This is a genomic window from Aeromicrobium choanae (assembly GCF_900167475.1).
GTDB lineage: Bacteria > Actinomycetota > Actinomycetes > Propionibacteriales > Nocardioidaceae > Aeromicrobium > Aeromicrobium choanae.
In genome coordinates this window covers 3,328,559-3,354,891 of the sequence record NZ_LT796768.1, presented here as the reverse complement: position 1 = coordinate 3,354,891, position 26,333 = coordinate 3,328,559, and the positions used below count along the sequence as shown (strand labels likewise).

Genomic DNA, 26,333 nt, shown 5'->3' with positions numbered 1-26,333 from the left:
TGGATAGGGTGGAGACATGGCCGAGCAACAGCACAAGACGACCCGCAAGAGCGACGTCGACGACGAGCAGGTCGAGACCCCCGCAGTCGACACCGAGCACAAGGAGAAGCTCGACGACGACGTCGACTCCATCCTCGACGAGATCGACGACGTCCTCGAGGAGAACGCCGAGGAGTTCGTGCGCAGCTTCGTCCAGAAGGGCGGGCAGTGATGCTCGATGGAGGCTTCCGCGCCGTCGGATCCTCCTCGTTCACCGAGTTCCTCGCCACGCAGGCTCCTGACCTGCTCCCGAACACCGCCGTCGGCTCGATCGCCGGCCTCGACGTGACGCACGGGACCACGATCGTCGCCGCCACGTTCGACGGCGGAGTCGTCATGGGCGGCGACCGCCGCGCCACGATGGGCAACGTCATCGCCCAGCGCGACATCCAGAAGGTCTTCCCGACCGACGAGTACAGCTGCGTCGGCATCGCGGGCACCGCGGGCATCGCCGTGGAGATGACGCGCCTGTTCCAGGTCGAGCTCGAGCACTACGAGAAGATCGAGGGCATCACGCTCTCCACCGACGGCAAGGCCAACCGGCTCGCCACGCTCATCCGCGGCAACCTCGGCATGGCCATGCAGGGACTCGCGGTCGTGCCGCTGTTCGCCGCCTACGACCTCGAGGCCGAGTGCGGGCGCATCTTCGCGTTCGACGTCACCGGCAACAAGAACGAGGAGCGCACCTTCCACTCGGTGGGCTCTGGCTCCACGTTCGCCCGCGGCTCGCTCAAGAAGCTCTACCGCGCGGGCATGTCCGAGACCGACGCCGTCACCGCAGTGATCCAGGCGCTCTACGACGCGGCCGACGACGACACCGCCACCGGCGGACCCGACCTCACCCGACGGATCTTCCCGCTGGTCTCGGTCATCACCGCCGACGGCTACCGCGCGTGGGACGAGTCCAAGACCGCCGCCATCGCCGACGTCGTGATCGGCGGGCGCATGCAGTCGCCCGACGGCCCGTCCGCCCCGCTGACCTAGGAGCGCCATGACCACCCCCTTCTACGTCTCGCCCGAGCAGCTGATGAAGGACCGGGCGGACTTCGCCCGCAAGGGCATCGCCCGGGGCCGCAGCGTCGCGGTCGTCCGCTACGCCGACGGCATCGTCTTCGTCGCCGAGAACCCCTCGCGCGCGCTGCACAAGATCAGCGAGATCTACGACCGCATCGGCTTCGCCGCCGTGGGCCGGTACAACGAGTTCGAGAACCTGCGCATCGCCGGCGTCCGTCTCGCCGACATGCGCGGCTACTCCTACGACCGCAGCGACGTCACGGGCCGCGGACTCGCCAACGCGTACGCGCAGACCCTGGGCACCATCTTCTCCAGCGGGGGCGAGAAGCCCTACGAGGTGGAGATCTTCGTGGCCGAGGTGGGCGCCACGCCCGCCACCGACCAGATCTACCGGCTCACCTATGACGGCTCCGTGGCCGACGTGCCTGCCTACGGCGTGATGGGCGGCCAGAGCGACAAGGTCGAGGAGCACCTCGGCGCGCACTACCAGCCCGACCTGCCGCTCGCGGAGGCGCTGCGGGTCGCGCTCACGGCCCTGGGCAACGACACCGAGCCCGCCCGCACGATCGCCCCGGACGACCTCGAGGTCGCGGTCCTCGACCGCACCCGCAGCCAGCCCCGCAAGTTCAAGCGGCTCGGCCAGGCGCAGGTCGCCGAGCTCCTCGGCTGACGCCCACCGGCACTCGGTCACCCGAGTGCCGGTGAGCTCGATCTCAAGGCACCGTCGGCGGCGTGATCCTCAGCAGGGCCTCCATGTTGCCGCGGAACGACTTCTGCACGCTGACGCCGGTGCCGTAGCCGACGCCGTCGTCCTCGGGGTTGCCCGAGCCGAGCGGCGTGACCAGTCCGACGTCCGTGCCGTACAGGTCGGTCCGCGGTGCACCGTTCTGGTCGACGACCCGGGTGCTGTAGGGGGCGTTGCCCACCGACGGCACCACCGTGGAGGCGTCGGCGTCGCGGTAGAAGAGGCTGTCGCCCCGCACCTCGATGCCGGGGTACCAGCCGCGGTCGTCGGTGAACGACCGCACCGCACGCTGCGAGCCGAACCGGTTGCACGCCTCGTTCGTGAAGTCCGGCTTCGTCGTGCACTCACGGAACGCGTAGCTGCCGAACAGGTTGAACGCCGCGTTCGACGACTGCGGACGTGAGGGCAGGTTCTTCAGCGTGCTCGTGTCGTTGGCCGCGTTCGCTCCGGTCCGGCGGAGCGGGTCGAAGTGGCTGTCGACGATGAGCAGGCCGCCCTTGGCGCCCTCACTCGGCAGGGTCGTGAGGTTGTTCAGCACGTGGTTGGCGTCCCCGTACGACGTGTCGCGGTACCAGACGAGGGCACCGGGCGCGTTGTAGCGGATCTTCTCGACCTTCCACGCCCCGTCCTCGCCGAGCCGCTGGTACGTCGTGTCGTAGGCATACTTCAGGCCCTTGTCGAAGCCGTCGAAGTTGCGCCACTCGACCATGTAGTACTGGGCGTTCGAGGTGGTGCCGCTGTCGATGACCCAGCCGGCGCCGCGTGCCTCCCCGGCCACCCACGAGTCGATCGTGGCGGTCCAGCCGTTGAGGCCGCTCTCGACGTCGTCGGTGAAGGTGGTGGCCCCGCCGCCGGTGACCGAGAAGTCGTCGGCGAACCAGCCACGCTCGGTGAACGCCGCGTCGGTCGACTGCATCAGGCGAACCTGGATGGTGTCGCCCGCCCAGGCGCTGAGGTCGATGTAGTCGTGCCGCCAGCCGTCGCTCGTCCCGGTGAGGCCGTACCGCCGGTTGCCGAAGGTGGCCAGGTTCCCGTTGGGATCGGGGTAGTCGTCGGGCGTGGTGACCTCCTCGCCGGCCTCGTCGTAGACCTTCTGCGGGGTCCACGTCGCGCCGCCGTCGGTCGAGACCTCGACGAAGCCGAAGTCCCAGTCCTGCTCGATGACGTAGTTGTTCCACATCCAGAAGCGGGCGTCCGCGGCGTCGGGCACGTCGATCGTGCGCGACAGCGAGTTCATCGCCCAGTTCTGGTCGTTGTTGCCCCACCACATGTTCTCGCCGCTGTGCGGCGTGGCACGGGTGACGATCTTGTCGGGCAGGTTGATCTTGATGCCGTCCTCGGAGCCCTTGGGCGTCCGGCTGGTCTGGCCGACCTTGACCGTCTTCGCGCGGTCGCCGGGGTTGATCTCGAGGGGATCGGCCCAGCCAAGGATCCACTTGTCCCAGATGCCCATGTGCGTGGGCATCGACTGGAAGATCGGCCCCGAGTGCGAGCCGGAGGACATCAGGTCCCAGAAGTCCACGTCCGAGTCACCGCCGCTGGCGGTGTCGTAGAGGTCGGGCAGGCCGAGATCGTGGCCGTACTCGTGAGCGAACACGCCGACACCGGAGTCCTCGGGCTGGACGATGTAGTTCGACAGCCTCAGGTTCGTGCCGGGCACCGGGGCGCCGCCGGCAACCGCCGACGAGTGCGCCCAGATCGCGTACGGGCCCTCGGCGCCGCCGCCACCGGACTTGTCCTCGCCGGCGTGCACCAGGACCACGTGGTCGATGACGCCGTCGGGCTCGAGCAGGTTCCCGTCGCCGTCGGTGTCGCCCTGGTCCTCGATGTCGTAGTCGGCCCAGGGGAAGTTCGGCTGGGCCGCCGAGAGCGCCGCCACCGCGTCGATGGGCAGCTGGCCCGCGCCGAGCGGGTTGTCGGGGTGACCCTGCATGTCCTGGACCGCGCCGTAGACCCAGTCGCCGTTCTCGTCCTGGTGGCAGACGGTGGCGCCGTAGTACGCCTCGGAGTGGGCCACCGTGACCCACGGCGTCGCCGCGCCGCCGACCGTGTACGCGCCCTTGGACATCTCCTCGTACATGTTCTTCATCGTGTAGCCGGAGATGTCGATGCCCCGGCGGCCGTCAGGACCGCGCAGGTCGGGGCGGACCCGCTGGGTGATGCCCTTCTTCGTGTAGAGCATCGCGTTGTAGTGCGCGGGCGAGAAGTCCTTCACCCACATCGAGTTGTTGTCCTCGAGGTCGCTGTTCGCGGGGTTCGGGATCTGGTTGTGGGTGGGCCCGTTCTGCACGTTGCCCGGCACACACGTGTCCGAGCCGTAGCCGTCCGGCACGTAGCTGCCGGAGAAGTCGTCGTTCGCCTGCTCGTTGAACTCGACGAGGATCGTGAGGAGCTTCGCCTGCTGAGTGGTCTTGGCCTTCTTGAAGCGCCGGTCCCGGACCTCCTTGGGGCTGCGGCCCGTGCGCAGCGACTCCGCCTCGACCCGCGCCAGCTGACGCGCCGCCACCGGGTTGCCCTGGCTGTGCTTGCGATCGACCTGCTTGGCCCTGATGAGTGCCTTCTGCTGCTTCTGAGCCGTCTTCTGCGACACCCGCTTGCCGTTGACCTTCACCGCCTGGTCCGGGGTGGACGAGATCTCGGCACGGGGCGCGACGTAGTTGATGTAGCCCGGAGCCGTCGCCGCGGCACCGCCCGGCGGGGCCGGTGGGGGAGCCGCCGAGACGGAGCCCGTGCTGAAGGCCAGCCCGGACGCGGTCAACGCCAACGTGGTCGCGCCCACCAGCCAGAGGCCGGTCCTGCGCGGAGATCGATGAGTGGTCATGGTGCTCCTCAGGGAACCGGGCCGAAGTCCGGTGGTCCGTTCCCCCGTGGACGGACTCCTGACATCGTGCGCCTCCCATCGCCCATTTGGGAAGACCCAAGGTGACGGGCGTCACATCACGGCCGTGGCGAACGCGTGCGTGTGCGGCCTGCGGGACTAGGCTGTCGGCATGGACCGGCGGATCTTCGGGATCGAGAACGAGTACGGCGTGACCTGCTCGTTCCACGGCCAGCGCCGCCTGTCTCCCGACGAGGTCGCGCGCTACCTGTTCCGGCGGGTGGTCTCGTGGGGACGCAGCAGCAACGTGTTCCTGCGCAACGGCGCCCGGCTCTACCTCGACGTCGGCAGTCATCCCGAGTACGCGACGCCCGAGTGCGACGACATCGTCGACCTGGTGACCCACGACCGTGCGGGGGAGCGGATCCTCGAAGGCCTCATGCTCGACGCGCAGCAGCGCCTCGCCGAGGACGGCGTCGAGGGCGACATCTACCTGTTCAAGAACAACACCGACTCCGCGGGCAACTCGTACGGCTGCCACGAGAACTACCTCGTCAGCCGCGGCGGCGAGTTCAGCCGCCTGGCCGACGTCCTGATCCCGTTCCTGGTCTCGCGCCAGATCATCTGCGGCGCGGGCAAGGTGCAGCAGACGCCGCGCGGCACCGTCTTCAGCGTCAGCCAGCGCGCCGAGCACATCTGGGAGGGCGTCTCGAGCGCCACCACTCGCTCGCGGCCGATCATCAACACCCGCGATGAGCCCCACGCCGACGCCGAGCGCTTCCGGCGGCTGCACGTGATCGTGGGCGACTCGAACATGAGCGAGACCACCACGATGCTCAAGGTGGCCACCACCGACCTCGTGCTGCGGATGATCGAGGGCGGCGTCACGATGCGCGACCTCACGCTGGAGAACCCGATCCGGGCGATCCGCGAGATCTCGCACGACATGACCGGGCGACGCAAGGTGCAGCTGGCCAACGGCCGCGAGCTCTCGGCCCTGGAGATCCAGGCCGAGTACTTCGCCAAGGCCGCCGACTTCATCGACCGCAACGGCCTGCGCACCCCCACGATCGATCGCACGATGGACCTGTGGGAGCGCACGCTCAAGGCGGTCGAGAGCGAGGACCTGAGCCTCATCGAGCGCGAGATCGACTGGGTCATCAAGTACCGGCTGCTCGACCGCTACCGCACGCAGCGCGGGCTCTCGTGGGCCGATCCGCGCATCGCCCAGCTCGATCTGGCCTATCACGACATCCGCCGCGACCGCGGGCTGTTCTACCTGCTCGAGAGCAAGGGGGCGGTCGCGCGCGTCACGAAGGACCTCGACGTCTTCACCGCCAAGTCGGTCCCGCCGCAGACCACGCGGGCCCGGCTGCGCGGCGACTTCATCGCGCGGGCGCAGGAACGGCGCCGCGACTTCACCGTGGACTGGGTCCACCTGAAGCTCAACGACCAGGCCCAGCGCACGGTGCTGTGCAAGGACCCGTTCCGGTCCGAGGACGACCGGGTCCAGCGCCTCATCGACTCCATGTGATCTCTCAGACGTTCCTTGGGATCGGCCGTTAGTGTGGCCACGGCATCGATCCCCAGGAGGAACATCACCGTGCGTCGTACCGCTCTCGTGACCGCCATGGCCACTGCATCCTTCGTTCTCGCCGGCTGTGGCGGCGGCACCGACCTCGACGGGATCGAGGTCTCCAAGGGCAGCACGCCGAAGGTCACGGTCGAGCAGGACTACACCACCGAGAAGACCGAGTCCCGCGTCGTCACCGAGGGTGGCGGCGACGAGGTGGCCGACGGCGACACGATCAAGATCAACTACGTCGCGGTCAACGGCCGTACGGGCAAGGAGTTCGACAACTCCTTCGAGAACGAGACCCCGATGACGCTCACCCTGAACGAGAAGACCGCGCTGCCGGGCTTCTACAAGGGCCTCGTGGGCCAGGACATCGGCTCGCGTGTCCTCGTGTCGGTGCCGGCCAAGGACGGCGTCTCGCTCCTGCAGAGCGCCGACTCGCTCGGCCTGGAGAAGGACGACACCATGGTGTTCCTCTTCGACCTGGTCTCCAAGGTGCCCACCGAGGCCAGCGGCAAGGCCATGAAGGCGCCCGCCTCGCTGCCGAAGCTGACGTATGACAAGGACAAGCACCCGGCCAAGTTCGCCAAGACGAAGAAGACCCCGGCGAAGGTGGCGAAGTCCGACTCGGCCGTCCTGATCAAGGGCAGCGGCGAGAAGGTCGCCAAGGGCGCCACGCTCAGCGTGCAGTACGTCGGCCAGCAGTACCCCGACGGCGAGGTGTTCGACCAGTCCTGGGCCACCGGCCCGCGCCAGATCTCGATCGCCGAGGGCTCGGCCATCCCGTGCTGGAGCGACCAGATCCCCGGCCACACGCTCGGCAGCCGCGTCGTCGTCACCTGCTCGTCCGACGACGCGTACGGCAAGGACGCGAAGAAGAACGGACAGCCCGACGGGCCGTTGATCTTCGTCGTGGACCTGCTCGACGCCAGCTAGTCTTTCGCTCATGGCCCAGCGGAAGACCGAACGGTTGATGAACCTCGTCTTCACCCTGTTGGCCACCAGCCAGTACCTGACGAAGGAACAGATCCGCTCCTCGATCGCGGAGTACCGCGAGGACACCGACGTGGCGTTCGAGCGCAAGTTCGAGCGCGACAAGCAGGAGCTGCGCGACCTCGGCCTCGAGATCGAGACCGGCACGTTCGACGCCCTCGGCGGCGTCACCGGCTACCGGCTGCTGCGTGCCGAGGTGGAGCTGCCCCAGATCGACCTCACGGTCGAGGAGGCCGCTGTGATCGGCCTGGCCGGTCAGCTGTGGGACCACGCCGGCATGGCCGCCGAGACCACCACCGCCCTGGCCAAGCTCAAGGCGATCGGCCACGACTTCGACCCGTCGGTCCTGCGGATGACCGAGGCGCGGCTGCGCGCCGAGGAGCCCGCGTTCGACGCCGTCTTCGACGCCACGGGCCGCCGGATGCCGATCGCGTTCGAGTACCGCCGCCCCGGCGGCGAGACCACGGTCCGCCACCTCGAGCCGTGGAGCATGACCTCGTTCCGTGAGCACTGGTACGTGGGTGGCCACGACCGCGACCGCGAGCGGCCGCGCCTCTTCCGCCTGTCACGGATCGTCGGCGATGTGAAGCCCGACGGCGAGCCGGGGGAGTACGAGGTGCCCGACGACGTCGACCTGAAGAAGGTCGCCCGCGCCCTCCACCCACCCGAGCCCGACGCCACCGCCGTCCTGCGGGTCACCGCCGGCCGCGCCCAGTCGCTGCGTCGTCACGCCGTTCGCGTCGACCGGATCGACGCGGGCATCGACGAGGTCGAGGTCGCCTACGCGGTGATCGGCGACCTCGCCGACGAGATCGCTTCCTACGGCGCCGACGCGATCGTCGCGTCGCCGCCCGAGCTGCGCGACGCCGTCGTCGCGCGGCTGCGCACCGTCGCGGAGGTCCACGCGTGAACCCGTCCCTGAAGCAGGTCGTCCGGATGCTGGCGATGGTCCCGTACCTGCAGAGCAACCAGGGCATCCCGCTGGCCGACCTCGCCCGCGAGTTCAAGATCAAGCCCGCCCAGGCCCAGCGCGAGCTCGAGATCATGATGCTCACGGGCTGGGGCGAGTACCACGGCGAGCTGATCGACTTCGACGTCACCGCGCTGCAGGACGAGGGCGTCGTCTACATCCGCGACGCCGAGTTCATGGCACGCCCCCTGCGGATCTCCCGCAGCGAGGCGGCCGCGCTGATGGTCGCGCTGCGCACGCTGCGCCAGTCCGCCGCGGGCGACCAGGCCGCCCTGATCGACTCGGCGCTGGCGAAGCTCGCCGAGGCCGCCGGCACCGAGCTGGACACCCCCGTGGACGTCCTGCTGCCCGAGGTCGACGCCGGCGTCCAGGCGGCGGTGGCCGAGGCCCTGGCCGGCAAGCGTCAGCTGCACATGGTCTACGCCAACGAGACCCGCGACGAGCAGACCGAGCGCGTGGTCGACCCGCACCGCGCCTTCACCCAGGACGGGCACCGCTACCTCTCCGCGTGGTGCCACAAGGTGGAGGCCGACCGGCTGTTCCGCGTGGACCGCATCGTCGCGGCCGCGGTGCTCGACGCGCCGGTCACCACCGACGCCGACCAGCGCACGCGGCTCGAGGACCTCTTCCCGCAGGGACCCCACACGCCCTCGGTGCTCGTCGAGATCGAGCCGGGCGCCGACTGGCTGCTGGGCCAGTACCGGATGGACGTGGTGGAGCAGCGCCCCGACGGCGCCGTGCGGGCCCGGCTGTTCGGCAGCGACCCGGCGTGGCTGCGTCGCGTGGTGATGCGCGCGGGCGGCCGGATGCGCGTCATGGAGCCGGGGGAGTTCTCCCGAGAGGTACGGGAGGCCGCCCGCTCAGCACTGGCCGCGTACGATGGAGTCACTTCCGATCAAGGAGCCTGACATGCCCAATCTCGGTGCCACGGAGATCCTCATCATCCTGGGGATCGTGATTCTGCTGTTCGGCGGTCGCAAGCTCCCCGAACTGGCTCGCGGCTCCGGCCGAGCCCTGCGCATCTTCAAGTCCGAGATCCGCGAGAGCGAGCAGGAGGAGAAGCAGGCCGAGACTCCCCGCTCGATCGACCCGGCCGCCACCGAACGCCGCGACGACCCCACCCGCTGACCCGGGTGGCCCTGGGATTCGGTCGGGCCGGACGTCAGTCCGTCCCCGGCGGTGAGATGCCGCTGTTCGACCACCTCGCCGAGCTGCGCTCCCGCCTGATGAAGGCGCTGGCCGCCGTCGTCATCGGCGTCGCCATCGCCTGGTACTTCTATCCCGAGATCCTCGACTGGCTGACCGCGCCGTACGAGCAGGTCCGCCCCGCCCTCGAGGACGAGGGCATCGACACCGAGCTCGTCGTGAGCGGCATCGGTGGAGCCTTCCAGTTCCAGCTCAAGACCAGCGTGGTCGCGGGCCTGGTCCTCTCCAGCCCGGTGTGGCTCTGGCAGGTCTGGGCCTTCGTGCTGCCGGCGCTGCACCGCCACGAGAAGCGTGCCGCGCTGCTGCTCACCGCCACCTGCCTCCCGCTCTTCCTCGGCGGTGCGTGGATCGGGTACTGGACCTTCCCGAAGGCGATCGAGCTGCTCGTCGGCTTCGCCCCGGAGGGCTGGACGAACCTGCTGAACGGCGCCGACTACCTCAGCTTCGCCACCCGCATGATCCTGCTGTTCGGCGTCGGCGCCCAGATCCCCGTGGTGGTGGTGATCCTCAACCGGATCGGAGCCGTCAGCGGCGAGCAGCTCATCCGGGCACGCCCGTGGATCATCGTCGGCATCTTCGTGTTCGCGGCGATCGCCACGCCGACCGTGGACCCCGTGACCTTCCTGTTCCTCGCGATCCCGATGAGCGTCCTGTACTTCGTCTCCGAGATCATCGCGCGCGTCACCGACCGCCGCCGGGGCCGTTCGGGCGAGCAGGTCGACGACGAGGAAGCGTCGACACTCGACGCTCCCCGGGGCCTCGACGACTGATCCTCCGTAGGCTGGGGACATGTCCACCCCGGCCGAGCAGTACGCCCGATTCCGCAAGGACCAGCAGCACCCGCACGTCGCGGCCTTCCGGGACCTCTACCCGTTCGGGCTCGACGACTTCCAGGTGCGCGCCTGCGAGGCCCTCGAGGACGGCCACGGCGTGCTCGTGGCGGCCCCCACCGGCTCGGGCAAGACGCTCGTGGGCGAGTTCGCGGTCCACCTGTCGCTGGCCACCGGGCGCAAGTGCTTCTACACCACCCCGATCAAGGCGCTGTCGAACCAGAAGTTCAGCGACTTCGCCGACCGGTACGGCGCCGAGAACGTGGGCCTGCTGACCGGCGACAACACCATCAACGGTGAGGCGCCCATCGTCGTCATGACGACCGAGGTGCTGCGCAACATGATCTACGCCGGCTCGTCGACTCTGACCAACCTCGGCCACGTCGTGATGGACGAGGTCCACTACCTCGCCGACCGGTTCCGTGGCGCGGTGTGGGAGGAGGTCATCATCGGGCTGCCTCCGTCGGTCTCGATCGTGTCGCTCTCGGCCACCGTGTCCAACGTGGAGGAGTTCGGCGCCTGGCTGCACGAGGTGCGCGGCGAGACGGAGACCATCGTGGAGGAGAAGCGGCCCGTGCCGCTGCACCAGCACGTGCTCGTCGGACGCAAGATGTTCGACCTGTTCGAGCCGAACTCCACCGAGGTCAACCACACGCTCGAGCAGATGGCCCGCGACGACGCCCAGTGGAACCGCGCGTTCGCCAAGAACCGGTCCCGCCGTCCGCAGAAGGGCGGCCGCCGTCCGCGCAGCCGCCATCGCACCCCCGACCGCATCGACATCGTCCTCAAGCTGGAGTCCGAGGGGCTGCTGCCGGCGATCGTCTTCATCTTCAGCCGAGCCGGCTGCGCCACCGCGGTCGAGCAGTGCCTGGCCGCGCGCCTCATCCTCACCTCACAGGAGGAGCGCGAGGCGATCCACGAGCACGTCGACGCAGCCTGCGCGCACCTGCCCGAGGACGACCTCGCCGTGCTGGGGTTCCACGAGTTCCGCGAAGGGATCGGGCGTGGCATCGCCGCGCATCACGCCGGCATGCTGCCCACCTTCAAGGAGTGCGTGGAGGACCTGTTCAGCGCCGGCCTCGTGAAGGTCGTGTTCGCCACCGAGACGCTCGCCCTGGGCATCAACATGCCCGCTCGCTCCGTGGTGATCGACCGGCTCACGAAGTGGAACGGCGAGAACCACGTCGACGTCACGCCGGGGGAGTACACCCAGCTCACCGGCCGCGCCGGGCGCCGCGGCATCGACGTCGAGGGTCACGGCGTGGTGCTGTGGCAGCCGGGTCTGGACGCGCGTCACGTGGCCGGCCTCGCGTCCACGCGCACGTATCCGCTCAACTCCTCGTTCCGCCCGTCGTACAACATGGCGGTCAACCTCGTGCACCAGGTCGGGCGCGCCCGTGCCCGTGAGCTGCTCGAGATGTCGTTCGCCCAGTTCCAGGCCGACCGCGCCGTCGTCGGACTCGCCCGCAAGGTGCGCAAGGCCGACGAGGCGATCGAGGGCTACCGCGAGTCCGTCAGCTGTGAGCGCGGCGACTTCATGGAGTACATGCGCATCCGTCGCCGGCTCGGTGAGCTCGAGTCGGCCGGATCGAAGTCGCGTCGCGCGGCCAAGCGGGAGGAGGCGATGGAGTCCCTCACGCGGCTCAAGCGCGGCGACGTCATCAACGTGCCGGCGGGCAAGTTCTCCGGGCTGGCGGTCGTGCTCGATCCCGACACCGGCAACCGCGAGGGCCCGCGCCCGATGGTGCTGACCGCCAACCGGCACGCTCGCCGGCTGGCGCTCGTGGACTTCCCGACTCCCGTCGACTCGCTCATGCAGATGCGGATCCCGAAGTCGTTCAACCCGCGCGACGCCCAGTCGCGGCGCGACCTCGCGTCGTCGCTGCGCAACCGGGCGGGCCACCTGGCCGAGTACCCGGTGGCGTACCGCGAGGGCCCCACGGCGGAGGACCCGCGGATCACCGAGCTGAAGCGCGAGCTGCGCGACCACCCGTGCCACGGCTGCCCCGACCGCGAGTCGCACGCCCGCTGGGCCGAGCGCGCGTTCAAGCTCGACCGCGAGACCGACAGCATGCGCCGGCGGGTGGAGCAGCGCACGAACAGCGTCGCGCGCCAGTTCGACCGCGTGTGCGAGGTGCTGGACTCGCTCGGCTACCTGAGCGGCGACGAGGTCACGCCGGAGGGCCGGCGCCTGCAGCGCATCTACGGGGAGTCCGATCTCGTGGTGAGCGAGTCGCTGCGCCACGACGTGTGGGGGGCCCTGTCGCCCGCCGAGTTCGCCGCGGTCGCGAGTGGGCTCACGTACGAGGCGCGCAACTCCGACGAGGCACCGCCGCCGCGCTTCCCCACGAAGGCGGTGGCGCAGGCGGCCGAGTCGATGGGCCTGCTGTGGCTCCAGCTCGACCAGCTCGAGCGCGACCACCGGCTGTCGTTCCTGCGCAAGCCCGACTTCGGGTTCGCCTACGCCGTGTGGATGTGGTGCGAGGGCACCAGTCTCGACCTCGTGCTGGGGTCGGCCGAGATGGCCGCGGGCGATTTCGTGCGCGCCATGAAGCAGCTCATCGACACCGTGGCCCAGATCGCCGACGCAGCGGGCCCCGGGCCCCTGCGCGACACCGCGCGGTCGGCGCTCGACGAGCTCCGCACGGGCGTGGTGGCCTACTCCAGCGTCACGTCGTGACGGACGCGAGCAGCCGGTCGACCGGCCCCGCCACGTTCCACTGCTGGCCGAAGGCCCGCAGGGCGGGCTCGTCGATCACTCCGGTCACCGGATCGGCCAGGTCGAGGTCGGGGAGCACGGTGACCACCTGGACCGCCGCGTCGATGTAGTCCGAGCTGTCCAGGAGCGACTGGCGGATCCGCGGGCGCAACGTGGACGACGGGTCGGCGGCGGCCGCCCGGATCCCGTCGAGGTCGGCGTACGCGTCGAGCAAGGCCGCGGCGGTCTTGTCGCCGATGCCCTTGACGCCCGGAAGGCCGTCGGAGGCGTCGCCGCGCATCACGGCGAAGTCGACGTACTGGCTGGGCTCGACGCCGTACTTCTCGCGGACCCACGCCGCATCGACGACGTCGTGCTTGCCGACGCCGCGCGCCGTGTAGAGCACGCGGACGTCGCGGGCGTCGTCGACGAGCTGGAACAGGTCACGGTCGCCGGTGACGACGTCGATCCCGTTCTCCCAGCGGTGGACCAGAGTGCCGATCACGTCGTCCGCCTCGGCCTCGGGCGCGCCCACGACCGTGGCGCCGGCCAGCGTGAGCGCCTCGGCGATGAGCGGCACCTGGTGCGCCAGGAGATCGGGCGTCTCCTCGATGCCGGCCTCGGGGTCGGCGACGCGGTGGGTCTTGTACGTGTCGAGCAGCTCGACCCGCCAGGCGGGACGCCAGTCGTCGTCCCACGCGGCCACGACGGCGGCGGGCTCGTACCGTTCCTGCAGGGTGGCGAGGAAGTCGAGCATCCCGCGCACGGCGTTCACGGGGCGGCCGTCGGCGGCCTTGATCGTGTCGGGCACCCCGTAGAAGGCGCGGAAGTAGAGGCTGGCGGTGTCGAGCAGGAGCAGTCGCGAGGACATGGCGCCATGATGGCACGCCCGTCGGACACCGATCGCCGGACGTGCAACGTCCCCGCCACCGCGAACGGTGACGGGGACGACGCGGGATGGCTCAGCGCTGCGTGAGGTGGCCGTGCTTGTGGTGGCCGTGCGCCTTTCCGTGAGCCTTGGCCTTGCCCTGCTTGGCGGCCTTGCGGCTGCCGTCGGGGTAGAGGCCGGCCTTGGACAGACCGAGCGTCGCCACCGCGAAGGCCGCGGCGTCGCCCATCTCGTTCAGCGCGTTGACATTGATGTTCGTCATGTCGTCGCACGCCTGGTGGTAGCACTTGTCGTACGCCACGCCGGCGGTGCCGCCGTAGAGCGCGACCTGCTCGGGCGTCTTGACCCCTTCAGCACCGGTGAACAGACCACCGGCCGGGATGCCGACCGCGATGAACGGGCCGTAGTCCGACCGTCCGTCGAAGGCGGTGGGCTCGCTGGCGAGCCCCTTGCTGTCGAAGTAGTCCGTGAAGACCTTCTCGATCTCACCGGACCCGGCCGGGCCGGGATCTCCGTCGGACCCGTCACCGTCGTACACGAACCGCGCGTAGTTCGGCGAGCCGATCATGTCGAAGTTCAGGTTGGCGTAGATCCTCGACAGCTCGTCCTCGGGGAGGGTGGCGACGTAGTGCTCCGAGCCGAGCAGGCTCAGCTCCTCCGCACCCCAGAAGGCGAAGCGGACTGGACGCTGGAGTCCCTTGTAGACGCCGGTGCTGCTCAGCTGCTTGGCGATCTCGAGGATTCCGGCGGAGCCGGTGCCGTTGTCGTTGATGCCCGGGCCCTCGGCGACGCTGTCGAGGTGTGCTCCGACCACGACGACCTGGTCCGGGTTCTTGATCTTCTTGAGCACCGACTTCGGCACGTCGGCGATCACGTTGTAGGTGCTGCGCTCGAGGTCGGACTCGACGTCGGTGGTCAGCGTGCCCGTGGGCGTGCCGGCCGCGACGAACTCCGCACCCTGCTCGTAGCTGAGGCCCGACACGGGGACGGTCTTCGGCGTGCCGAGGGTGCCCGCGACCACGTCGGTGCGGCCGGGCTGGCCCTCGTTGAAGACGAGCACCGCGTCGTAGCCCGCGGCCACGGCGTTGTCGACCTTCACCGCGAAGTCGCACGTGCCGCGCTGGACGAGTGCGATCGCGTCCTCGGCCGGGGCCGGATCGAAGTCCGCCGCCTCGCAGCCCGAGTTGCTGCTCCCCGCCTCGGGGCCCGGTGGGATCTGGACATCGTTGGTCGGGACGATCGGCCCGGTCACGCTGCCGCTCGAGGAGTACGTGAACACGGAGGTCTCGATCGACTCCCCGCCCACGGTGAGCGTGGCCGGAGTGAGCTCCTGGAAGAACGGGAACGTGAACTCCTGGACCGTGACGTCGTACCCGGCCTTCTTCAGCTCGCGCGCGACGTAGGCGGCCGAGGTGTCGTAGCCAGGGAGGCCGGACGCCCGGTTCCCGCCGTTCGCGTTCGCAATGGCCTGGAACTGGCGCAGGTGCTTCAGGATGCCGTTGACGGTGACCGCCTTGGTCAGCTTGGTGGTCTGACCCTTCGGTGCCGTCGGGCCGGACTTGGCCACTGCGGGTGACGCGGTGACCAGTCCTGCCGTGAGGATTGCCGCGGATGCGGCGATGACTGCCTTCTTCATGGATCCCCCGATCCTTAAGGGTGTGGAGCAGATACGCCCTACGTTCACACAGGATCGTCGGGAGCGCTAGGTAACCTCGTCCTGTGACTGAACGCCTCGACCGCGCCCGCCTCCTCGCCGGACAGCAGGGAATCGACGCCCTTCTCGTGACCCCGGGGGCCGACCTGCGCTACCTGACCGGCTACGCCGCCAAGCCGTTGGAACGCCTGACCTGCCTGGTGGTGACCCAGCTGGGCTCCCATCTCGTCGTGCCCGGCCTCGAGCGCGCCGCCGCGGAGGCCGCGGGCGTGACCATGCCCATCGTCACCTGGTCCGAGACCGAGGACCCGTACGCGCTCGTCGCCGAGCTGCTCGGGTCGCCCGACGTGGTGGCGGTCGACGACCAGATGTGGGCCTCGCGCGTGTTCGCCCTCCAGGAGGCGCTGCCCGAGTCCGGCTTCGTGCTCGGCGGCGAGCTGGTCTCCGCGCTGCGCACCGTCAAGGAGCCCGCGGAGGTCGACGCCCTGCGCGACGCCGGTGCCGCGATCGACCGCGTCCACGCGCGCATGGGGGAGTGGCTGCGCCCCGGCCGCACTGAGCGCGAGGTCGGTGCCGACATCGCACGCGCCATCGTCGAGGAGGGTCACGAGCAGGTCGACTTCGTGATCGTGGGCTCGGGCCCGAACGGCGCGTCCCCCCATCACGAGGTCTCCGACCGCGTCATCGGTGCCGGCGAGCCGGTGGTGGTCGACATCGGCGGCACCACCGCGGCCGGGTACTGCTCGGACTCCACCCGCAACTACGTCGCCGGGGGCGAGCCCGACCCGGGCTACATCGCGATGCTCGAGGTGCTCCAGCGCGCCCAGCAGGTCCAGCGCGAGTACGCGCGTCCCGGCGTCACCGCCGAGTCCGTCGACGCCGTAGGCCGCCAGGTCATCGCGGACGCGGGCTACGGCCACCTGTTCATCCACCGCACGGGCCACGGCATCGGCCAGGAGACGCACGAGGAGCCCTACATCGTCGAGGGGAACACCCTCGAGCTCGAGCCCGGGATGGCGTTCTCCATCGAGCCGGGGATCTACGTCGAGGGCCAGTGGGGTGCCCGCATCGAGGACATCGTGGTCTGCACCGAGGACGGCATCGAGGTCCTCAACGACACCCCGCGCGATCTCGTCCGACTGTGAGACAGCTCCTCGCGGCGGCCCTCCTCGGCGCCGCGTCGGCGGCGGCCTTCGAGCCGCTCGCGATCCCGGGCCTGATGGTGGTCACCGTCGCCGGATACCTGTACGTCGTGCGCACCCTGCGCGACGAGTCGGTGCGCCGAGTCCTGGCGGTCGGCTTCGTGTTCGGCCTGGCGTTCATGGGTCCGTTGATCTGGTGGATGAACGCCGTCGACCCGTGGGCGTGGGTGACCCTCGTCGCGATCGAGGCGCTCTTCCTGGCGCTGATCACGTGGGCGCTGCGCGCGGCCGTCTGGGCGCCCTGGTGGCCCGTGTGGACGGCGGCGGTGTGGACCGCGGGCGAGCAGGTCCGCGGCGCGTTCCCGCTGAGCGGGTTCCCGTGGGGACGCCTCGCGCACACCGCCATCGACACGCCGCTCGAGGGCTGGGTGCGGCTGGTAGCCCTGCCCGCGACGTCGTGGCTGATGGCCCTGCTGGCCGGGCTGCTCGTGGTCGTGGTCACCGAGCGCCGCATCCTGCTGCTGGTGGCTGCCATCGCGATCCCGGCCATCGGCGCGGTGCTGCCCGTCGGCATCGCCGACGGCGGAGAGACCAAGACCGTGGCGGTCGTCCAGGGCAACACCCCGGGTCCGTTCCTGCAGTGGCCCCGAGCGGCGATCTTCCGCCTGCACGTGGCCGAGACCGAGCGGATCGACCAGCCGGTCGACGTGGTCATCTGGCCGGAGAACGGGTCCGACCTCGACGTCCGCACCAACGAGTACGCCCGCGACGAGGTCACCGCGCTGTCGCGGCGGCTCGGCGCGCCGATCCTGGTGGGCGCGATCCTCGACGGGCCCACCGACGACACCGCCTACAACGCGTCGGTCCTGGTCGACGAGAACGGCCCGAGGGACGACCTGTACCTCAAGCAGTACCCCGTGCCGTACGGCGAGTACGTGCCGTTCCGCGCCCAGCTGGGCTCACTCGTGCCGCGGTTCGACCGCGACATCCCGCGCGACATCGTGGCCGGCGACGAGGCGGGCGCCATGACGCTCGACGGCCTCACGATCGGCCTGACGATCTGCTGGGACATCGCGTACGACGGGGCGGTGCACGGCGCCGTCGACCTCGGTGCCGAGGTGCTGGCCGTCCAGACCAGCAACGCGAGCTTCATGGACTTCGGCCGGGGCGTGCAGCCGCAGCAGCAGTGGGCGATCTCGCGTCTGCGTGCGATCGAGACGGGGCGCTGGGTGACCGTCGCGTCCACCAACGGCATCTCGGGGATCGTCGACCCACATGGCCGCGTGGAGGGCAAGGCACCCGTGAAGGAGCCCGCCACCGTCGTCGCCGAGGTGCAGGCCGCGCACGGCACGACACCCGCCACGCGCTGGGGATCTGGACTGACCATGGTGATCTACGTCATGTCCGTGGCAGGATGGGCCCTCGGTAAATGGAAGTTACGAACGGAGCGGCCGTGAAGACGCTGGTCATCATCCCGACCTACAACGAGGCGGACAACGTCGGCTGGATCACCGACCGTGTCCTGGAGCAGCAGCCCGAGGTCGAGATCCTGGTCGCCGACGACAACTCACCCGACGGCACCGGCGAGATCGCCGACAAGCTGGCCGAGGCCGACCCCCGGGTGCACGTCCTGCACCGGCAGGGCAAGGAGGGCCTCGGCGCCGCCTACCGCGCCGGCTTCGCGTGGGGCCTCGCGCGCGACTACGACGTGCTGGTCGAGATGGACGCCGACGGCTCCCACCGCCCAGAGGACCTCGGCAAGCTGCTCGACTCGGCCCGCTCCGGTGCGCCGCTCACGCTCGGCTCGCGCTGGGTGCCCGGCGGCTCGGTCGTGAACTGGCCCAAGCGTCGCGAGGCCCTCTCGCGCGGGGCGTCGCTCTACGCCCGGCTGATGCTCGACCTGGGCGTCAGGGACGCCACCGCCGGCTTCCGCGCCTTCCGCCGCGAGACGCTGGAGGCGATCGACCTCGACGCCGTGGAGTCGCAGGGCTACTGCTTCCAGATCGACATGACCCGCCAGACCCGCCTCGCCGGGCTCCAGGTCGCCGAGGTGCCCATCACGTTCGTCGAGCGGGTGCACGGTCAGTCGAAGATGAGCCTCGACATCGTGAAAGAGGCCCTCACACGGGTCACCGTGTGGGGCCTCCAGCGGATGAATCCGTTCAGGCGCTGACGGACTTCTTCCGCGACTTGCTCTTGCGGTGCAGGTGCGGGGGGCCGATCTCGCCACCGCGCAGCATCTCCAGCCGCTCGGTGAGGATCTCCTCCAGCTCTTCCTCCGAACGCCGCTCAAGAAGCATGTCCCAGTGCGTGCGCACGGGCTTCTCCTCCTTGCGGTCCGGCTCGGCGCCGCCGACGCGACGTCCCATCTGGCCGGTCTTCGGGTCTTCCCACTCGGCCGGAACCTCGGCCTCTTCCGACATCGTCACCGTGAACGTGTGGCCGTCGGCGCACACGAATTCGATCTGCTGACGCGGTGCCATCTCGACTCCGCGCTCGTCCTCGAAGCTCTGGGCTCCCAGCCGCGCTCCGCGCAGGGCTCGTTCTGCCATGGTCGGTCCCCCTTCAGGTGGTGTCCGTCCATTCCAACGTACGCCAGATCCGTGAGATTCCCCTGAGAGCGAGGTTTCGGCCTTAGCGGGTGAGACTCCGGGCACGGTCCTCGATGTGCGCCGGGACGCGCAGCAGCAGGGCGAGACCGGCGGCGAGCACGATCATGATCCCGACGATGCCCCAGCGGTCCGTCGAGGTGTCCAGCAGCAGGTTGCCGGCCCAGATGGTCAGCGCGAACAGCAGCGGCGCCATGAACGAGACCGCACGGCCGGTCATGGCGTACAGGCCGAAGTTCTGGCCCTCGCGCCCCGGCTCGGTGATGCGGGTCAGGTAGGTGCGCGACGCCGACTGCGCCGGGCCGACGAACAGGCACAGGCCCAGGCCGAAGATCCAGAACATGCGGGGACCCTCGACGAACAGCAGGATGACGCCGCACACGAGCATCGAGGCGAGGGAGAACACGATCACGGCGCGTGGGCCGATCCGGTCGTCGTAGCGGCCCGCGAGGAGGGCGCCGGCGGCGGAGATGACGTTCGCCGCGATGCCGAACAGGATCACGTCGTCCTTCGTGATCTCGTACACCGAGACCGCCAGCACGGCCCCGTAGGCGAACACGCCGGCGAGGCCGTCGCGGAAGAAGGCGCTGGCGATGAGGAACCTCAGCGTGTCGCGGTCCTCGCGCCACATCGTGGTGACGTCGTTCCAGACGCCGCGGTAGGAGTCGAGGATGCCGGCCCTGGGGGAGTCGGGGTTGGCAGTGGCGGGCAGCTCGGGGACCTTCAGGAACAGCGGGATGGCGAAGACCAGGAACCACACGGCCGCGACGAGGGCGATGACCCGGATGTTCAGCCCGTTCTCCGACGAGACGCCGAAGAGGCCGCGGGTGTCGCCGTCGCCGGTGACGAAGCCGAAGTAGCAGATCAGCAGCAGGACGATGCCGCCGAAGTACCCCATGGCCCAGCCGAAGCCGGAGACCCGCCCGACGTCGTCCGGTGTGGACACCTGGCGCATCATCGCGAAGTAGGGGACCTGGGTGAGCTCGAAGATCACCGAGCCGGCGGCCATGAGCGTGAGGCCGAGCCACAGGAAGTGCCAGTCGTTCTCGACGAAGAACAGCGACGCGGTGATGACGACCACCGCGAGGGTGAGCCAGAAGAGGCTCTTCTTGCGTGCGCCGCCAGCGTCGGTCCGGCGACCGAGGGCGGGCGCGATCACGGCGATCAGCACGGCCCCGGCGGCGCTCGACAGGCCGAGCCAGGTGGCCGCCCGGAAGGGGCCGGGGACGTCGTCGCCGACGCCGTCGACCAGGTAGACCGAGAAGATGAAGGTGACGATCACGGCGTTGAACGCCGCGGAGCCCCAGTCCCACAGTCCCCAGGCGACGACGCGTCCCCGGTCACGCCGGGTGGCCACGATCTCCTCGCTCATGCGTGCTCCTTCCACTGGCCGCGCTCCTGCAGCACCTGCCTGAGCAGGTCGGTGCGGTCGGTCATGATCCCGTCGACGCCCAGGTCGGCGAGGCGGTGCATCTCGGCGGGCTCGTCGACGGTCCACACGTGCACGAACTTGCCCGCGCGGTGGGCCCGGCGCAGGAATCGGGGTGTCATGACGCGGGCGCGGCCGTGACGGACCGGCACCTGGAAGATCAGCGGGGCCGCCGGAACGCGTCCGGTCAGCACCATCTGGGCGACCTCCCGCGAGGACGCCGACGTGACGACCCGGGGGAGTCGGGCCCGCATCCGCACGAGGCGTGCGTGGGAGAACGAGGCGAGGCAGATGCGGTCGAGGATGTCGAGCCGCTCGACGAGGTCGGTGGTGGCGTCCACGGCGTCGTCGGCCTTGACGTCGATGTTCCAGCGGGCCTCGGGGAGCGCCTCGACGAGGGTCTGCAGACGCACGATCGGCTCGCGGTCGCCGAGCAGGGCCTCGTCGATCTCGGCCGACGTCAGCTCGGCGATGGCGGTGTCCCGGCCGAGCAGCCGGTCCAGCTTCGCGTCGTGGCACGCGTACACGACACCGTCGCGGCTGCAGCGTACGTCGGTCTCCATGTAGCGGTAGCCCAGGTCGTAGGCGTGGGTGAACGCGGCGAGCGAGTTCTCGATCCCGAGGTTCTCCTCGACGGTGGCGCCCCCGCGGTGCGCGAAGGCGATCGGCGGGGCCGGCTCGAGGTACGGCGGTGTCCTCACGCGACCAACCTAGGGCACCCGTGAGGGCGGGGGAGGCAGGTGCGTGGAACCGTCAGATGTCGCGGAAGGTCTCGATCTCGGCGCCGAGGGCGTTGAGTCGCAGGGCCAGGTCCTCGTAGCCGCGGTTGATCACGTAGACGCTGCGCAGCACCGACGTGCCCTTGGCGGCGAGCATCGCGATGAGGATGACGACCGCGGGTCGCAGCGCGGGCGGGCACACCAGCTCGGCGCCGCTCCAGTGCGTGGGCCCGTCGATCAGCACGCGGTGCGGGTCGAGCAGCTTGACCTTGCCGCCGAGCTTGTTCAGCTCGGTCAGGTAGATCGCGCGGTTCTCGTAGACCCAGTCGTGCAGCATCGTCTGGCCCTCGGCCGTCGCCGCGATGACGGCGAAGAAGGGCAGGTTGTCGATGTTGAGGCCGGGGAACGGCATCGGGTGGATCTTGTCGATCGGCGCCCGCAGGGTGGACGGGTACGTGGTGATGTCGACGAGCCGCGTCTGGCCGTTCTCGGCGAGGTACTCCTCCGAGCGGTCGTAGGCGAAGCCCATCTCCTCGAGCAGGGCGAGCTCGATCTCCATGAACTCGATCGGGACGCGCCGGACGGTGATCTCCGAGCCGGTGACGATCGCGGCGGTGATCAGGCTCATCGCCTCGATCGGGTCCTCGCTGGGCGCGTACTCGACGTCGCCGCGGATGTCGCGCTTGCCGGTGACGCGCAGTGTGGTGGTGCCGATGCCCTCGATCTGGACACCGAGCTTCTCCAGGAAGAAGCACAGGTCCTGGACCATGTAGTTCGGGCTCGCGTTGCGGATGACGGTGGTGCCCTCGTTGCGCGCCGCGGCCAGCAGGGCGTTCTCGGTGACGGTGTCGCCGCGCTCGGTCAGCACGATCGGGCGCTCGGGGGAGACGCCCCGCGCGGCGGAGGCGTGGTAGCTGCCCTCGGTGGCCAGGACCTTGAGACCGAACGGCCGCAGGGCGGTCATGTGTGGCTCGACGGTGCGCGTGCCGAGGTCGCAGCCGCCCGCGTAGGGCAGCTCGAACTCGTCGACCCGGTGCATCAGCGGGCCGAGGAACATGATGATGCTGCGGGTGCGGCGGGCCGCGTCGGCGTCCATCCGGGCGAGGTCGAGCCGCTCGGGGACGACGAGCTGGAGGTCGTTCTGCTCGTTGAGCCACGTGGTGCGGACGCCGATCGACTCCAGCACCTCGAGCAGGCGGTTGACCTCCTCGATCCGGGCGACCTTGCGCAGGACCGTGGTGCCGGTGTTCAGCAGGGCCGCGCACAGCAGCGCGACGCCGGCGTTCTTGCTCGACTTGACGTCGATGCTGCCGGAGAGCGTGGTGCCGCCCTTGACCCGCAGGTGGCTCGGGCCGGCGACGGGTGCGACGCTCACGAGCTCGGAGTCCAGGGCCGACCCGATGCGGGCCAGGGTGTCCAGCGTGAGGTTCTGCTGGCCCTTCTCGATGCGGTTGATGGCGCTCTGGCTGGTCTTGAGCTCGGTGGCCAGCTGTGCCTGGGTGAGGCCGGAGTGCTGGCGCGCGTCGCGAATCAGGGTGCCGATCCGGGCGAGGTAGGAGTCGCTCTGGGTCATATGCTCCAGCGTATATCAGTTGTGAGATAAAGCCAGCCTCGACGCTGTGAGTGTCGACACCGCACCGTCAGTGGGCGAGCGACCCGTCCTGGGCGAGCCGCTGGAGGTCATCGACGCCACCGTGGCTCTCCACGTGGGTCCAGTAGATCGCGTAGGCGATCTCGGAGATCGTGCAGTCGTGGATGGGGAAGGCGGTGCGGGGCGCCACGGCGCGCAGGAACTCCACGGTCTCGCTGACCTTGGCCCACGGCGCCGACAGGGGCAGCGCGAGGACGTCGACGCCGCTCGGCCGGTACTCGTACGTGTCGCCGGGGTGGAAGAGCGTCGGCTCGCCGTCGGCCGTGACGAGGACGCCGACGTTCCCGACGCGGGGGAGCGAGGGCAGGATCTCGGCGTGCCGCGAACCCACGCCGGTGAGGGTGACTCCGCCGACCTCGAAGGACGCGCCGGCGCCCGTGGGCTCGAAGCCGTCGAGCTCGGCGGCCGTCTCGGGCTCCGCCAGCAGTCGCGCCCGCGGGTTGGCCGCGACGAGATCGCCGATCCGGTCGCGGTCGACGTGATCGGCGTGCTGGTGTGTCACCACGACCGCGTCGAGATCCGTCAGGGCGAAGGTGGCCGGGAGGCTGAAGGCACCCGGGTCGATGAGGGTGCGGGACCCGGCGGCCTCGACGAGGACGGCGGCGTGCCCGAAACGGGTGACGTCCATGTCCGCCATCGTGCCACGATGGGCGCATGGACGACCGCGAGATCCTGACCTGGCACACCTACGGCACGGCGGTCCGCGAGCTGGCGCAGGCGGTGGCCGACTCCGGCTTCGCGCCCGACATCGTCCTGGGCATCGCCCGCGGCGGGCTGATCCCGGCCGGCTCCGTGGCCTACGCGCTGGACTGCAAGAACCTGTTCACCATGAACGTGGAGTTCTACACCGGCGTCGGGACCACGCGCGACGAGCCCACGCTCCTGCCGCCGTTCCTCGATCTCGCCGAGCTGAACGACCTGTCGGTGCTGGTGGTCGACGACGTCGCCGACAGTGGCAAGACCCTCGAGCTCGTGGCGCGCGTGTGCTCCGAGCACGCGGGCGAGGTGCGCTCCGCGGTCATCTACGAGAAGCCCCGCACGATCCTCGCGCCCGACTACGCCTGGCGCCGCACGGACAAGTGGATCAACTTCCCGTGGTCCAGCGAGCCCGTCATCATCTCGCGCACCGGCGTGCTGGACGCCTGAGGCGCTGGTGAGCACCGACCGGGTCGCCGCGACCATGCGCGACGTCGCCACCCGCATGGCCGTTCCGGGCCTCACCTGGGCCACGGTCGCCGGCCCGCGCCAGACCGTTCAGATCGGGTCCGCGGGACCCCTGGGTCACGACACCGTCTTCCGCATCGCCTCGATCACGAAGCCGATCGTCGCCGTGCTGGCCCTGCGGCTCGTGGACGATCGGGTCTTCGCCCTCGACGACCCGATCGACGCCTGGCTGCCGGAGTTCGCCGATCGTCGTGTCCTGCGCGAGCGTGGTGGTTCGCTCTCCGACACCGTCCCGGCCTCCCGGCCGACCACCGTCCACGACGTGCTGGCGATGGGCTCGGGTCTCGGCTGGGACATGAAGGCGGCACCGGACGACCCGCTCGCGCGGGAGTTCGACGCCCGCGAGCTGGGCTCGGGCTGGGAGCCGCCCGTGGTGCGCCCCGACCGCTGGGCCCAGCTCGCGGGCTCGCTGCCGATGGCGCACCAGCCCGGCGAGGGCTGGATGTACCAGTACTCCTACGACGTCCTCACGGTGCTGATCGAGCGAGCCACCCGGCGGCGGCTCGATCTCCTGCTGCGGGACAAGGTCTTCGCGCCGCTCGACATGGACGACACGGGCTACGCGGTGGACATGAAGGACGTCGACCGGGTGCCGTCCGCCTGGTTCCCGAACCGGCGGGGCGACTTCGTCGAGGTGGCTCCCACCGGCGATCCGAGGCTGATGAACGTCCCGGTCTTCCGATCGGGTGCCACGGGGCTGCTCTCGACCGCCGGCGACCTCGCGAAGTTCGTGCAGATGCTCCTGCGCGAAGGCCGAGGACCGCGCGGACGGGTGATCTCGCGGGCATCGTTCGCGGCACTGACCACCGACTCCGTGGCCCAGCCCGCGAACTCCATGGCCCGCGAGTTCCTGGAGCCGAACCTCAGCTGGGGCCTGGGTGTCGGACTGGACCTCGACGCGCGGTACCCGGGCTCGCATCCCGGCCGCTTCGGCTGGGACGGCGGCACCGGCACGAGCCTGTGGGTCGACCCGGTCTCCGGCGTGGGCGGTGTGCTGCTGACGAGGCAGGGGATGGGCACGCCCGAGCCGCCCGAGTACCTCGAGGCCTTCTGGGGCGCCGTCCACGCATGACACGCCGCCCGACGTGAACACATGTTCGGGAAAGCGGCGTAATCTACAGGCATGTGGTTCCAAGGCTCCCTGCTCGACGGTGACGCCGGCGTGCGCGTCGGCGCGCTCGATCGCGTGCAGCGCCACCCGCTCTCCGAAGGGGCCTGGGTCGACACGCTGCCCGGGTGGGTGAGCGGCTCTGATGAGCTGTTCGAGACGCTGCGGACGGAGGTGCCGTGGCGCGAGGAACGCCGCGAGATGTACGAGCGCGTCGTCGACGTGCCGCGGCTGCTCTGCTTCTACGGACCGCGCCGCCCGCTGCCGCATCCCGCGCTGGAGGAGGCGCGCGACGCGCTCTCGGCGCACTATGCCGACGAGCTCGGCGAGCCCTTCGTCACGGCCGGACTGTGCTTCTACCGCGACGGCAACGACTCGGTGGCCTGGCACGGCGACCGCATCGGCCGCAGCCGCACCGAGGACACCATGGTGGCCATCCTGTCCCTGGGGGCCGAGCGCAAGCTCAGCCTGCGGCCCGCCGGGGGAGGTCCGCAGACCGGATTCAGCCTCGGCCACGGCGACCTCTCTGTCATGGGCGGCAGTTGCCAGCGCACGTGGGAGCACGCGATCCTCAAGACGGCGCGTGCGGTCGGGCCCAGGATCAGCGTGCAGTTCCGCGTCGCCGGCGTTCTCTGACCAGCTCGAGCGCGTCGGTCGACCACAGGGCCCACACCACGAGCACCGGCTGGAAGAACAAGCGGACGAGGCGGGCCCGGTCGCTGTCGAGCCCGAACGCGTCCACGCCGTTGAGGTACTGCGAGACGTTGCCCGGGAAGACGGCGACGAAGAACGCGGCCGCCACCAGGCCGATCAGCCGGCGGTGGCGGGGCACCGCCATGAGCGCCGCGCCGAGGGCGATCTCCACGACGCCGGAGACGACCACGACGACTTCCTCGTCGAACGGGATGCTGTTCGGCACCTGCGCGTCGAACTCGTCGCGGGCGAAGGTCAGGTGGCCGACGCCCGCGAACGCGAGCATGCCCCCGAGCAGGATCCTGCCGATCGTCTTCATGCTCCGA

General features: G+C 70.0%; 25 protein-coding genes. 16 read left to right on the top strand and 9 right to left on the bottom strand.

What is annotated here, in order from left to right; all coding sequences use genetic code 11:
- Positions 1 to 16 precede the first annotated feature (16 nt).
- The 3 genes from B5D60_RS16325 to prcA are packed head-to-tail and all read left to right on the top strand — an operon-like array spanning position 17 to position 1,723.
- Positions 17 to 211: a ubiquitin-like protein Pup gene (locus B5D60_RS16325; RefSeq protein WP_078701141.1), complete on the top strand. Its 195-nt coding sequence runs from the start codon at positions 17 to 19 to the stop codon at positions 209 to 211.
- Entirely contained in the window at positions 211 to 1,023 is an 813-nt protein-coding gene (gene prcB, locus B5D60_RS16320; protein WP_078701502.1) for a proteasome subunit beta, read from the top strand. Before B5D60_RS16325 ends, prcB begins: the two co-directional genes overlap by 1 nt.
- A 7-nt stretch (positions 1,024 to 1,030) precedes the next feature.
- Complete coding sequence (prcA, locus tag B5D60_RS16315) at positions 1,031 to 1,723, top strand: proteasome subunit alpha (RefSeq protein WP_078701140.1); 693 nt, start codon at positions 1,031 to 1,033, stop codon at positions 1,721 to 1,723.
- 43 nt (positions 1,724 to 1,766) lie between these two features.
- On the opposite strand, the gene B5D60_RS16310 is transcribed toward prcA, so the two are convergent.
- On the bottom strand, positions 1,767 to 4,619 hold the full coding sequence (locus B5D60_RS16310) for an immune inhibitor A domain-containing protein (protein ID WP_078701139.1): 2,853 nt from the start codon (positions 4,617 to 4,619) through the stop codon (positions 1,767 to 1,769).
- 169 nt (positions 4,620 to 4,788) lie between these two features.
- Between B5D60_RS16310 and pafA the strand changes: the two genes are divergently transcribed.
- The 7 genes from pafA to B5D60_RS16275 all read left to right on the top strand — a co-directional run bounded on the left by pafA (position 4,789) and on the right by B5D60_RS16275 (position 12,871).
- Entirely contained in the window at positions 4,789 to 6,150 is a 1,362-nt protein-coding gene (gene pafA / locus B5D60_RS16305; protein ID WP_078701138.1) for a Pup--protein ligase, read from the top strand.
- A 96-nt stretch (positions 6,151 to 6,246) separates the two neighbouring features.
- Positions 6,247 to 7,128: an FKBP-type peptidyl-prolyl cis-trans isomerase gene (locus tag B5D60_RS16300; protein ID WP_153303076.1), complete on the top strand. Its 882-nt coding sequence runs from the start codon at positions 6,247 to 6,249 to the stop codon at positions 7,126 to 7,128.
- A gap of 10 nt (positions 7,129 to 7,138) precedes the next feature.
- Positions 7,139 to 8,095 (top strand): helix-turn-helix transcriptional regulator, encoded by a 957-nt coding sequence (locus tag B5D60_RS16295; RefSeq protein ID WP_078701136.1) that lies wholly within the window; start codon positions 7,139 to 7,141, stop codon positions 8,093 to 8,095.
- Positions 8,092 to 9,063 (top strand): helix-turn-helix transcriptional regulator, encoded by a 972-nt coding sequence (locus B5D60_RS16290; RefSeq protein ID WP_078701135.1) that lies wholly within the window; start codon positions 8,092 to 8,094, stop codon positions 9,061 to 9,063. Before B5D60_RS16295 ends, B5D60_RS16290 begins: the two co-directional genes overlap by 4 nt.
- Position 9,064: 1 nt before the next feature.
- Positions 9,065 to 9,283, top strand: a complete 219-nt coding sequence (gene tatA / locus B5D60_RS16285; protein WP_078701134.1) for a twin-arginine translocase TatA/TatE family subunit — start codon at positions 9,065 to 9,067, stop codon at positions 9,281 to 9,283.
- A gap of 5 nt (positions 9,284 to 9,288) precedes the next feature.
- Positions 9,289 to 10,131, top strand: coding sequence for a twin-arginine translocase subunit TatC (gene tatC, locus B5D60_RS16280; RefSeq protein ID WP_231948917.1), 843 nt, complete (start codon positions 9,289 to 9,291; stop codon positions 10,129 to 10,131).
- Positions 10,132 to 10,150: 19 nt separating this feature from the next.
- Positions 10,151 to 12,871 carry a DEAD/DEAH box helicase gene (locus B5D60_RS16275; protein ID WP_078701133.1) on the top strand — a complete coding sequence of 907 codons (2,721 nt, stop codon included), beginning with the start codon at positions 10,151 to 10,153 and terminating at the stop codon, positions 12,869 to 12,871.
- Here the strand turns inward: B5D60_RS16275 and B5D60_RS16270 are convergent.
- On the bottom strand, positions 12,861 to 13,760 hold the full coding sequence (locus tag B5D60_RS16270) for a 5'-3' exonuclease (protein WP_078701132.1): 900 nt from the start codon (positions 13,758 to 13,760) through the stop codon (positions 12,861 to 12,863). The two genes, B5D60_RS16275 and B5D60_RS16270, sit on opposite strands and share 11 nt — an antisense overlap.
- A gap of 91 nt (positions 13,761 to 13,851) precedes the next feature.
- The gene (locus B5D60_RS16265) at positions 13,852 to 15,414 is read right to left on the bottom strand and encodes a M28 family peptidase (protein ID WP_078701131.1); all 1,563 of its coding nucleotides are present in this window, start codon (positions 15,412 to 15,414) and stop codon (positions 13,852 to 13,854) included.
- Positions 15,415 to 15,497: 83 nt separating this feature from the next.
- Here B5D60_RS16265 and B5D60_RS16260 point away from each other — a divergent pair, with 83 nt between their 5' ends.
- Genes B5D60_RS16260 through B5D60_RS16250 form a run of 3 tightly spaced genes read left to right on the top strand, consistent with a single transcriptional unit; the run spans position 15,498 to position 18,747 of the window.
- Positions 15,498 to 16,577, top strand: coding sequence for a M24 family metallopeptidase (locus tag B5D60_RS16260; RefSeq protein ID WP_078701130.1), 1,080 nt, complete (start codon positions 15,498 to 15,500; stop codon positions 16,575 to 16,577).
- Positions 16,574 to 18,031, top strand: a complete 1,458-nt coding sequence (gene lnt, locus B5D60_RS16255; protein ID WP_078701129.1) for an apolipoprotein N-acyltransferase — start codon at positions 16,574 to 16,576, stop codon at positions 18,029 to 18,031. The genes B5D60_RS16260 and lnt overlap by 4 nt, the downstream gene beginning before the upstream one ends.
- Positions 18,004 to 18,747: a polyprenol monophosphomannose synthase gene (locus B5D60_RS16250; protein ID WP_078701128.1), complete on the top strand. Its 744-nt coding sequence runs from the start codon at positions 18,004 to 18,006 to the stop codon at positions 18,745 to 18,747. The genes lnt and B5D60_RS16250 overlap by 28 nt, the downstream gene beginning before the upstream one ends.
- Here B5D60_RS16250 and B5D60_RS16245 read toward each other — a convergent pair.
- The 5 genes from B5D60_RS16245 to B5D60_RS16225 all read right to left on the bottom strand — a co-directional run bounded on the left by B5D60_RS16245 (position 18,737) and on the right by B5D60_RS16225 (position 23,610).
- The gene (locus B5D60_RS16245) at positions 18,737 to 19,126 is read right to left on the bottom strand and encodes an RNA polymerase-binding protein RbpA (protein ID WP_078701127.1); all 390 of its coding nucleotides are present in this window, start codon (positions 19,124 to 19,126) and stop codon (positions 18,737 to 18,739) included. The genes B5D60_RS16250 and B5D60_RS16245 overlap by 11 nt on opposite strands.
- 82 nt (positions 19,127 to 19,208) lie before the next feature.
- Positions 19,209 to 20,555: an MFS transporter gene (locus B5D60_RS16240; RefSeq protein ID WP_197684348.1), complete on the bottom strand. Its 1,347-nt coding sequence runs from the start codon at positions 20,553 to 20,555 to the stop codon at positions 19,209 to 19,211.
- On the bottom strand, positions 20,552 to 21,313 hold the full coding sequence (locus B5D60_RS16235) for a glycerophosphodiester phosphodiesterase family protein (RefSeq protein ID WP_078701125.1): 762 nt from the start codon (positions 21,311 to 21,313) through the stop codon (positions 20,552 to 20,554). The genes B5D60_RS16240 and B5D60_RS16235 overlap by 4 nt, the downstream gene beginning before the upstream one ends.
- Positions 21,314 to 21,365: 52 nt before the next feature.
- Complete coding sequence (locus B5D60_RS16230; RefSeq protein WP_078701124.1) at positions 21,366 to 22,904, bottom strand: UDP-N-acetylglucosamine 1-carboxyvinyltransferase; 1,539 nt, start codon at positions 22,902 to 22,904, stop codon at positions 21,366 to 21,368.
- Between the two features lie 67 nt (positions 22,905 to 22,971).
- On the bottom strand, positions 22,972 to 23,610 hold the full coding sequence (locus tag B5D60_RS16225) for an MBL fold metallo-hydrolase (protein ID WP_078701123.1): 639 nt from the start codon (positions 23,608 to 23,610) through the stop codon (positions 22,972 to 22,974).
- A gap of 26 nt (positions 23,611 to 23,636) precedes the next feature.
- On the opposite strand from B5D60_RS16225, the gene B5D60_RS16220 reads away from it, so the two are divergent.
- Genes B5D60_RS16220 through B5D60_RS16210 form a run of 3 tightly spaced genes read left to right on the top strand, consistent with a single transcriptional unit; the run spans position 23,637 to position 25,950 of the window.
- Entirely contained in the window at positions 23,637 to 24,128 is a 492-nt protein-coding gene (locus B5D60_RS16220; RefSeq protein ID WP_078701122.1) for a phosphoribosyltransferase, read from the top strand.
- A gap of 7 nt (positions 24,129 to 24,135) precedes the next feature.
- Complete coding sequence (locus B5D60_RS16215) at positions 24,136 to 25,278, top strand: serine hydrolase domain-containing protein (protein ID WP_078701121.1); 1,143 nt, start codon at positions 24,136 to 24,138, stop codon at positions 25,276 to 25,278.
- A gap of 51 nt (positions 25,279 to 25,329) precedes the next feature.
- Positions 25,330 to 25,950, top strand: a complete 621-nt coding sequence (locus B5D60_RS16210; RefSeq protein ID WP_078701120.1) for an alpha-ketoglutarate-dependent dioxygenase AlkB — start codon at positions 25,330 to 25,332, stop codon at positions 25,948 to 25,950.
- Here B5D60_RS16210 and B5D60_RS16205 read toward each other — a convergent pair.
- On the bottom strand, positions 25,916 to 26,326 hold the full coding sequence (locus tag B5D60_RS16205) for a DoxX family protein (RefSeq protein WP_078701119.1): 411 nt from the start codon (positions 26,324 to 26,326) through the stop codon (positions 25,916 to 25,918). The two genes, B5D60_RS16210 and B5D60_RS16205, sit on opposite strands and share 35 nt — an antisense overlap.
- Between the last annotated feature and the right edge of the window lie 7 nt (positions 26,327 to 26,333).

Coding starts and splice junctions, on each gene's coding strand:
- prcA (WP_078701140.1), top strand. CDS start 1,031: ATGACCACCCCCTTCTACGTCTCGCCCGAGCAGCTGATGAAGGACCGG.
- pafA (WP_078701138.1), top strand. CDS start 4,789: ATGGACCGGCGGATCTTCGGGATCGAGAACGAGTACGGCGTGACCTGC.
- B5D60_RS16295 (WP_078701136.1), top strand. CDS start 7,139: ATGGCCCAGCGGAAGACCGAACGGTTGATGAACCTCGTCTTCACCCTG.
- tatA (WP_078701134.1), top strand. CDS start 9,065: ATGCCCAATCTCGGTGCCACGGAGATCCTCATCATCCTGGGGATCGTG.
- B5D60_RS16210 (WP_078701120.1), top strand. CDS start 25,330: ATGTGGTTCCAAGGCTCCCTGCTCGACGGTGACGCCGGCGTGCGCGTC.
- B5D60_RS16250 (WP_078701128.1), top strand. CDS start 18,004: ATGGAAGTTACGAACGGAGCGGCCGTGAAGACGCTGGTCATCATCCCG.
- B5D60_RS16275 (WP_078701133.1), top strand. CDS start 10,151: ATGTCCACCCCGGCCGAGCAGTACGCCCGATTCCGCAAGGACCAGCAG.
- B5D60_RS16240 (WP_197684348.1), bottom strand. CDS start 20,555: ATGAGCGAGGAGATCGTGGCCACCCGGCGTGACCGGGGACGCGTCGTC.
- prcB (WP_078701502.1), top strand. CDS start 211: ATGCTCGATGGAGGCTTCCGCGCCGTCGGATCCTCCTCGTTCACCGAG.
- B5D60_RS16225 (WP_078701123.1), bottom strand. CDS start 23,610: ATGGACGTCACCCGTTTCGGGCACGCCGCCGTCCTCGTCGAGGCCGCC.
- B5D60_RS16220 (WP_078701122.1), top strand. CDS start 23,637: ATGGACGACCGCGAGATCCTGACCTGGCACACCTACGGCACGGCGGTC.
- B5D60_RS16205 (WP_078701119.1), bottom strand. CDS start 26,326: ATGAAGACGATCGGCAGGATCCTGCTCGGGGGCATGCTCGCGTTCGCG.
- B5D60_RS16300 (WP_153303076.1), top strand. CDS start 6,247: ATGGCCACTGCATCCTTCGTTCTCGCCGGCTGTGGCGGCGGCACCGAC.
- B5D60_RS16310 (WP_078701139.1), bottom strand. CDS start 4,619: ATGACCACTCATCGATCTCCGCGCAGGACCGGCCTCTGGCTGGTGGGC.
- B5D60_RS16325 (WP_078701141.1), top strand. CDS start 17: ATGGCCGAGCAACAGCACAAGACGACCCGCAAGAGCGACGTCGACGAC.
- B5D60_RS16270 (WP_078701132.1), bottom strand. CDS start 13,760: ATGTCCTCGCGACTGCTCCTGCTCGACACCGCCAGCCTCTACTTCCGC.
- B5D60_RS16230 (WP_078701124.1), bottom strand. CDS start 22,904: ATGACCCAGAGCGACTCCTACCTCGCCCGGATCGGCACCCTGATTCGC.
- B5D60_RS16265 (WP_078701131.1), bottom strand. CDS start 15,414: ATGAAGAAGGCAGTCATCGCCGCATCCGCGGCAATCCTCACGGCAGGA.
- B5D60_RS16245 (WP_078701127.1), bottom strand. CDS start 19,126: ATGGCAGAACGAGCCCTGCGCGGAGCGCGGCTGGGAGCCCAGAGCTTC.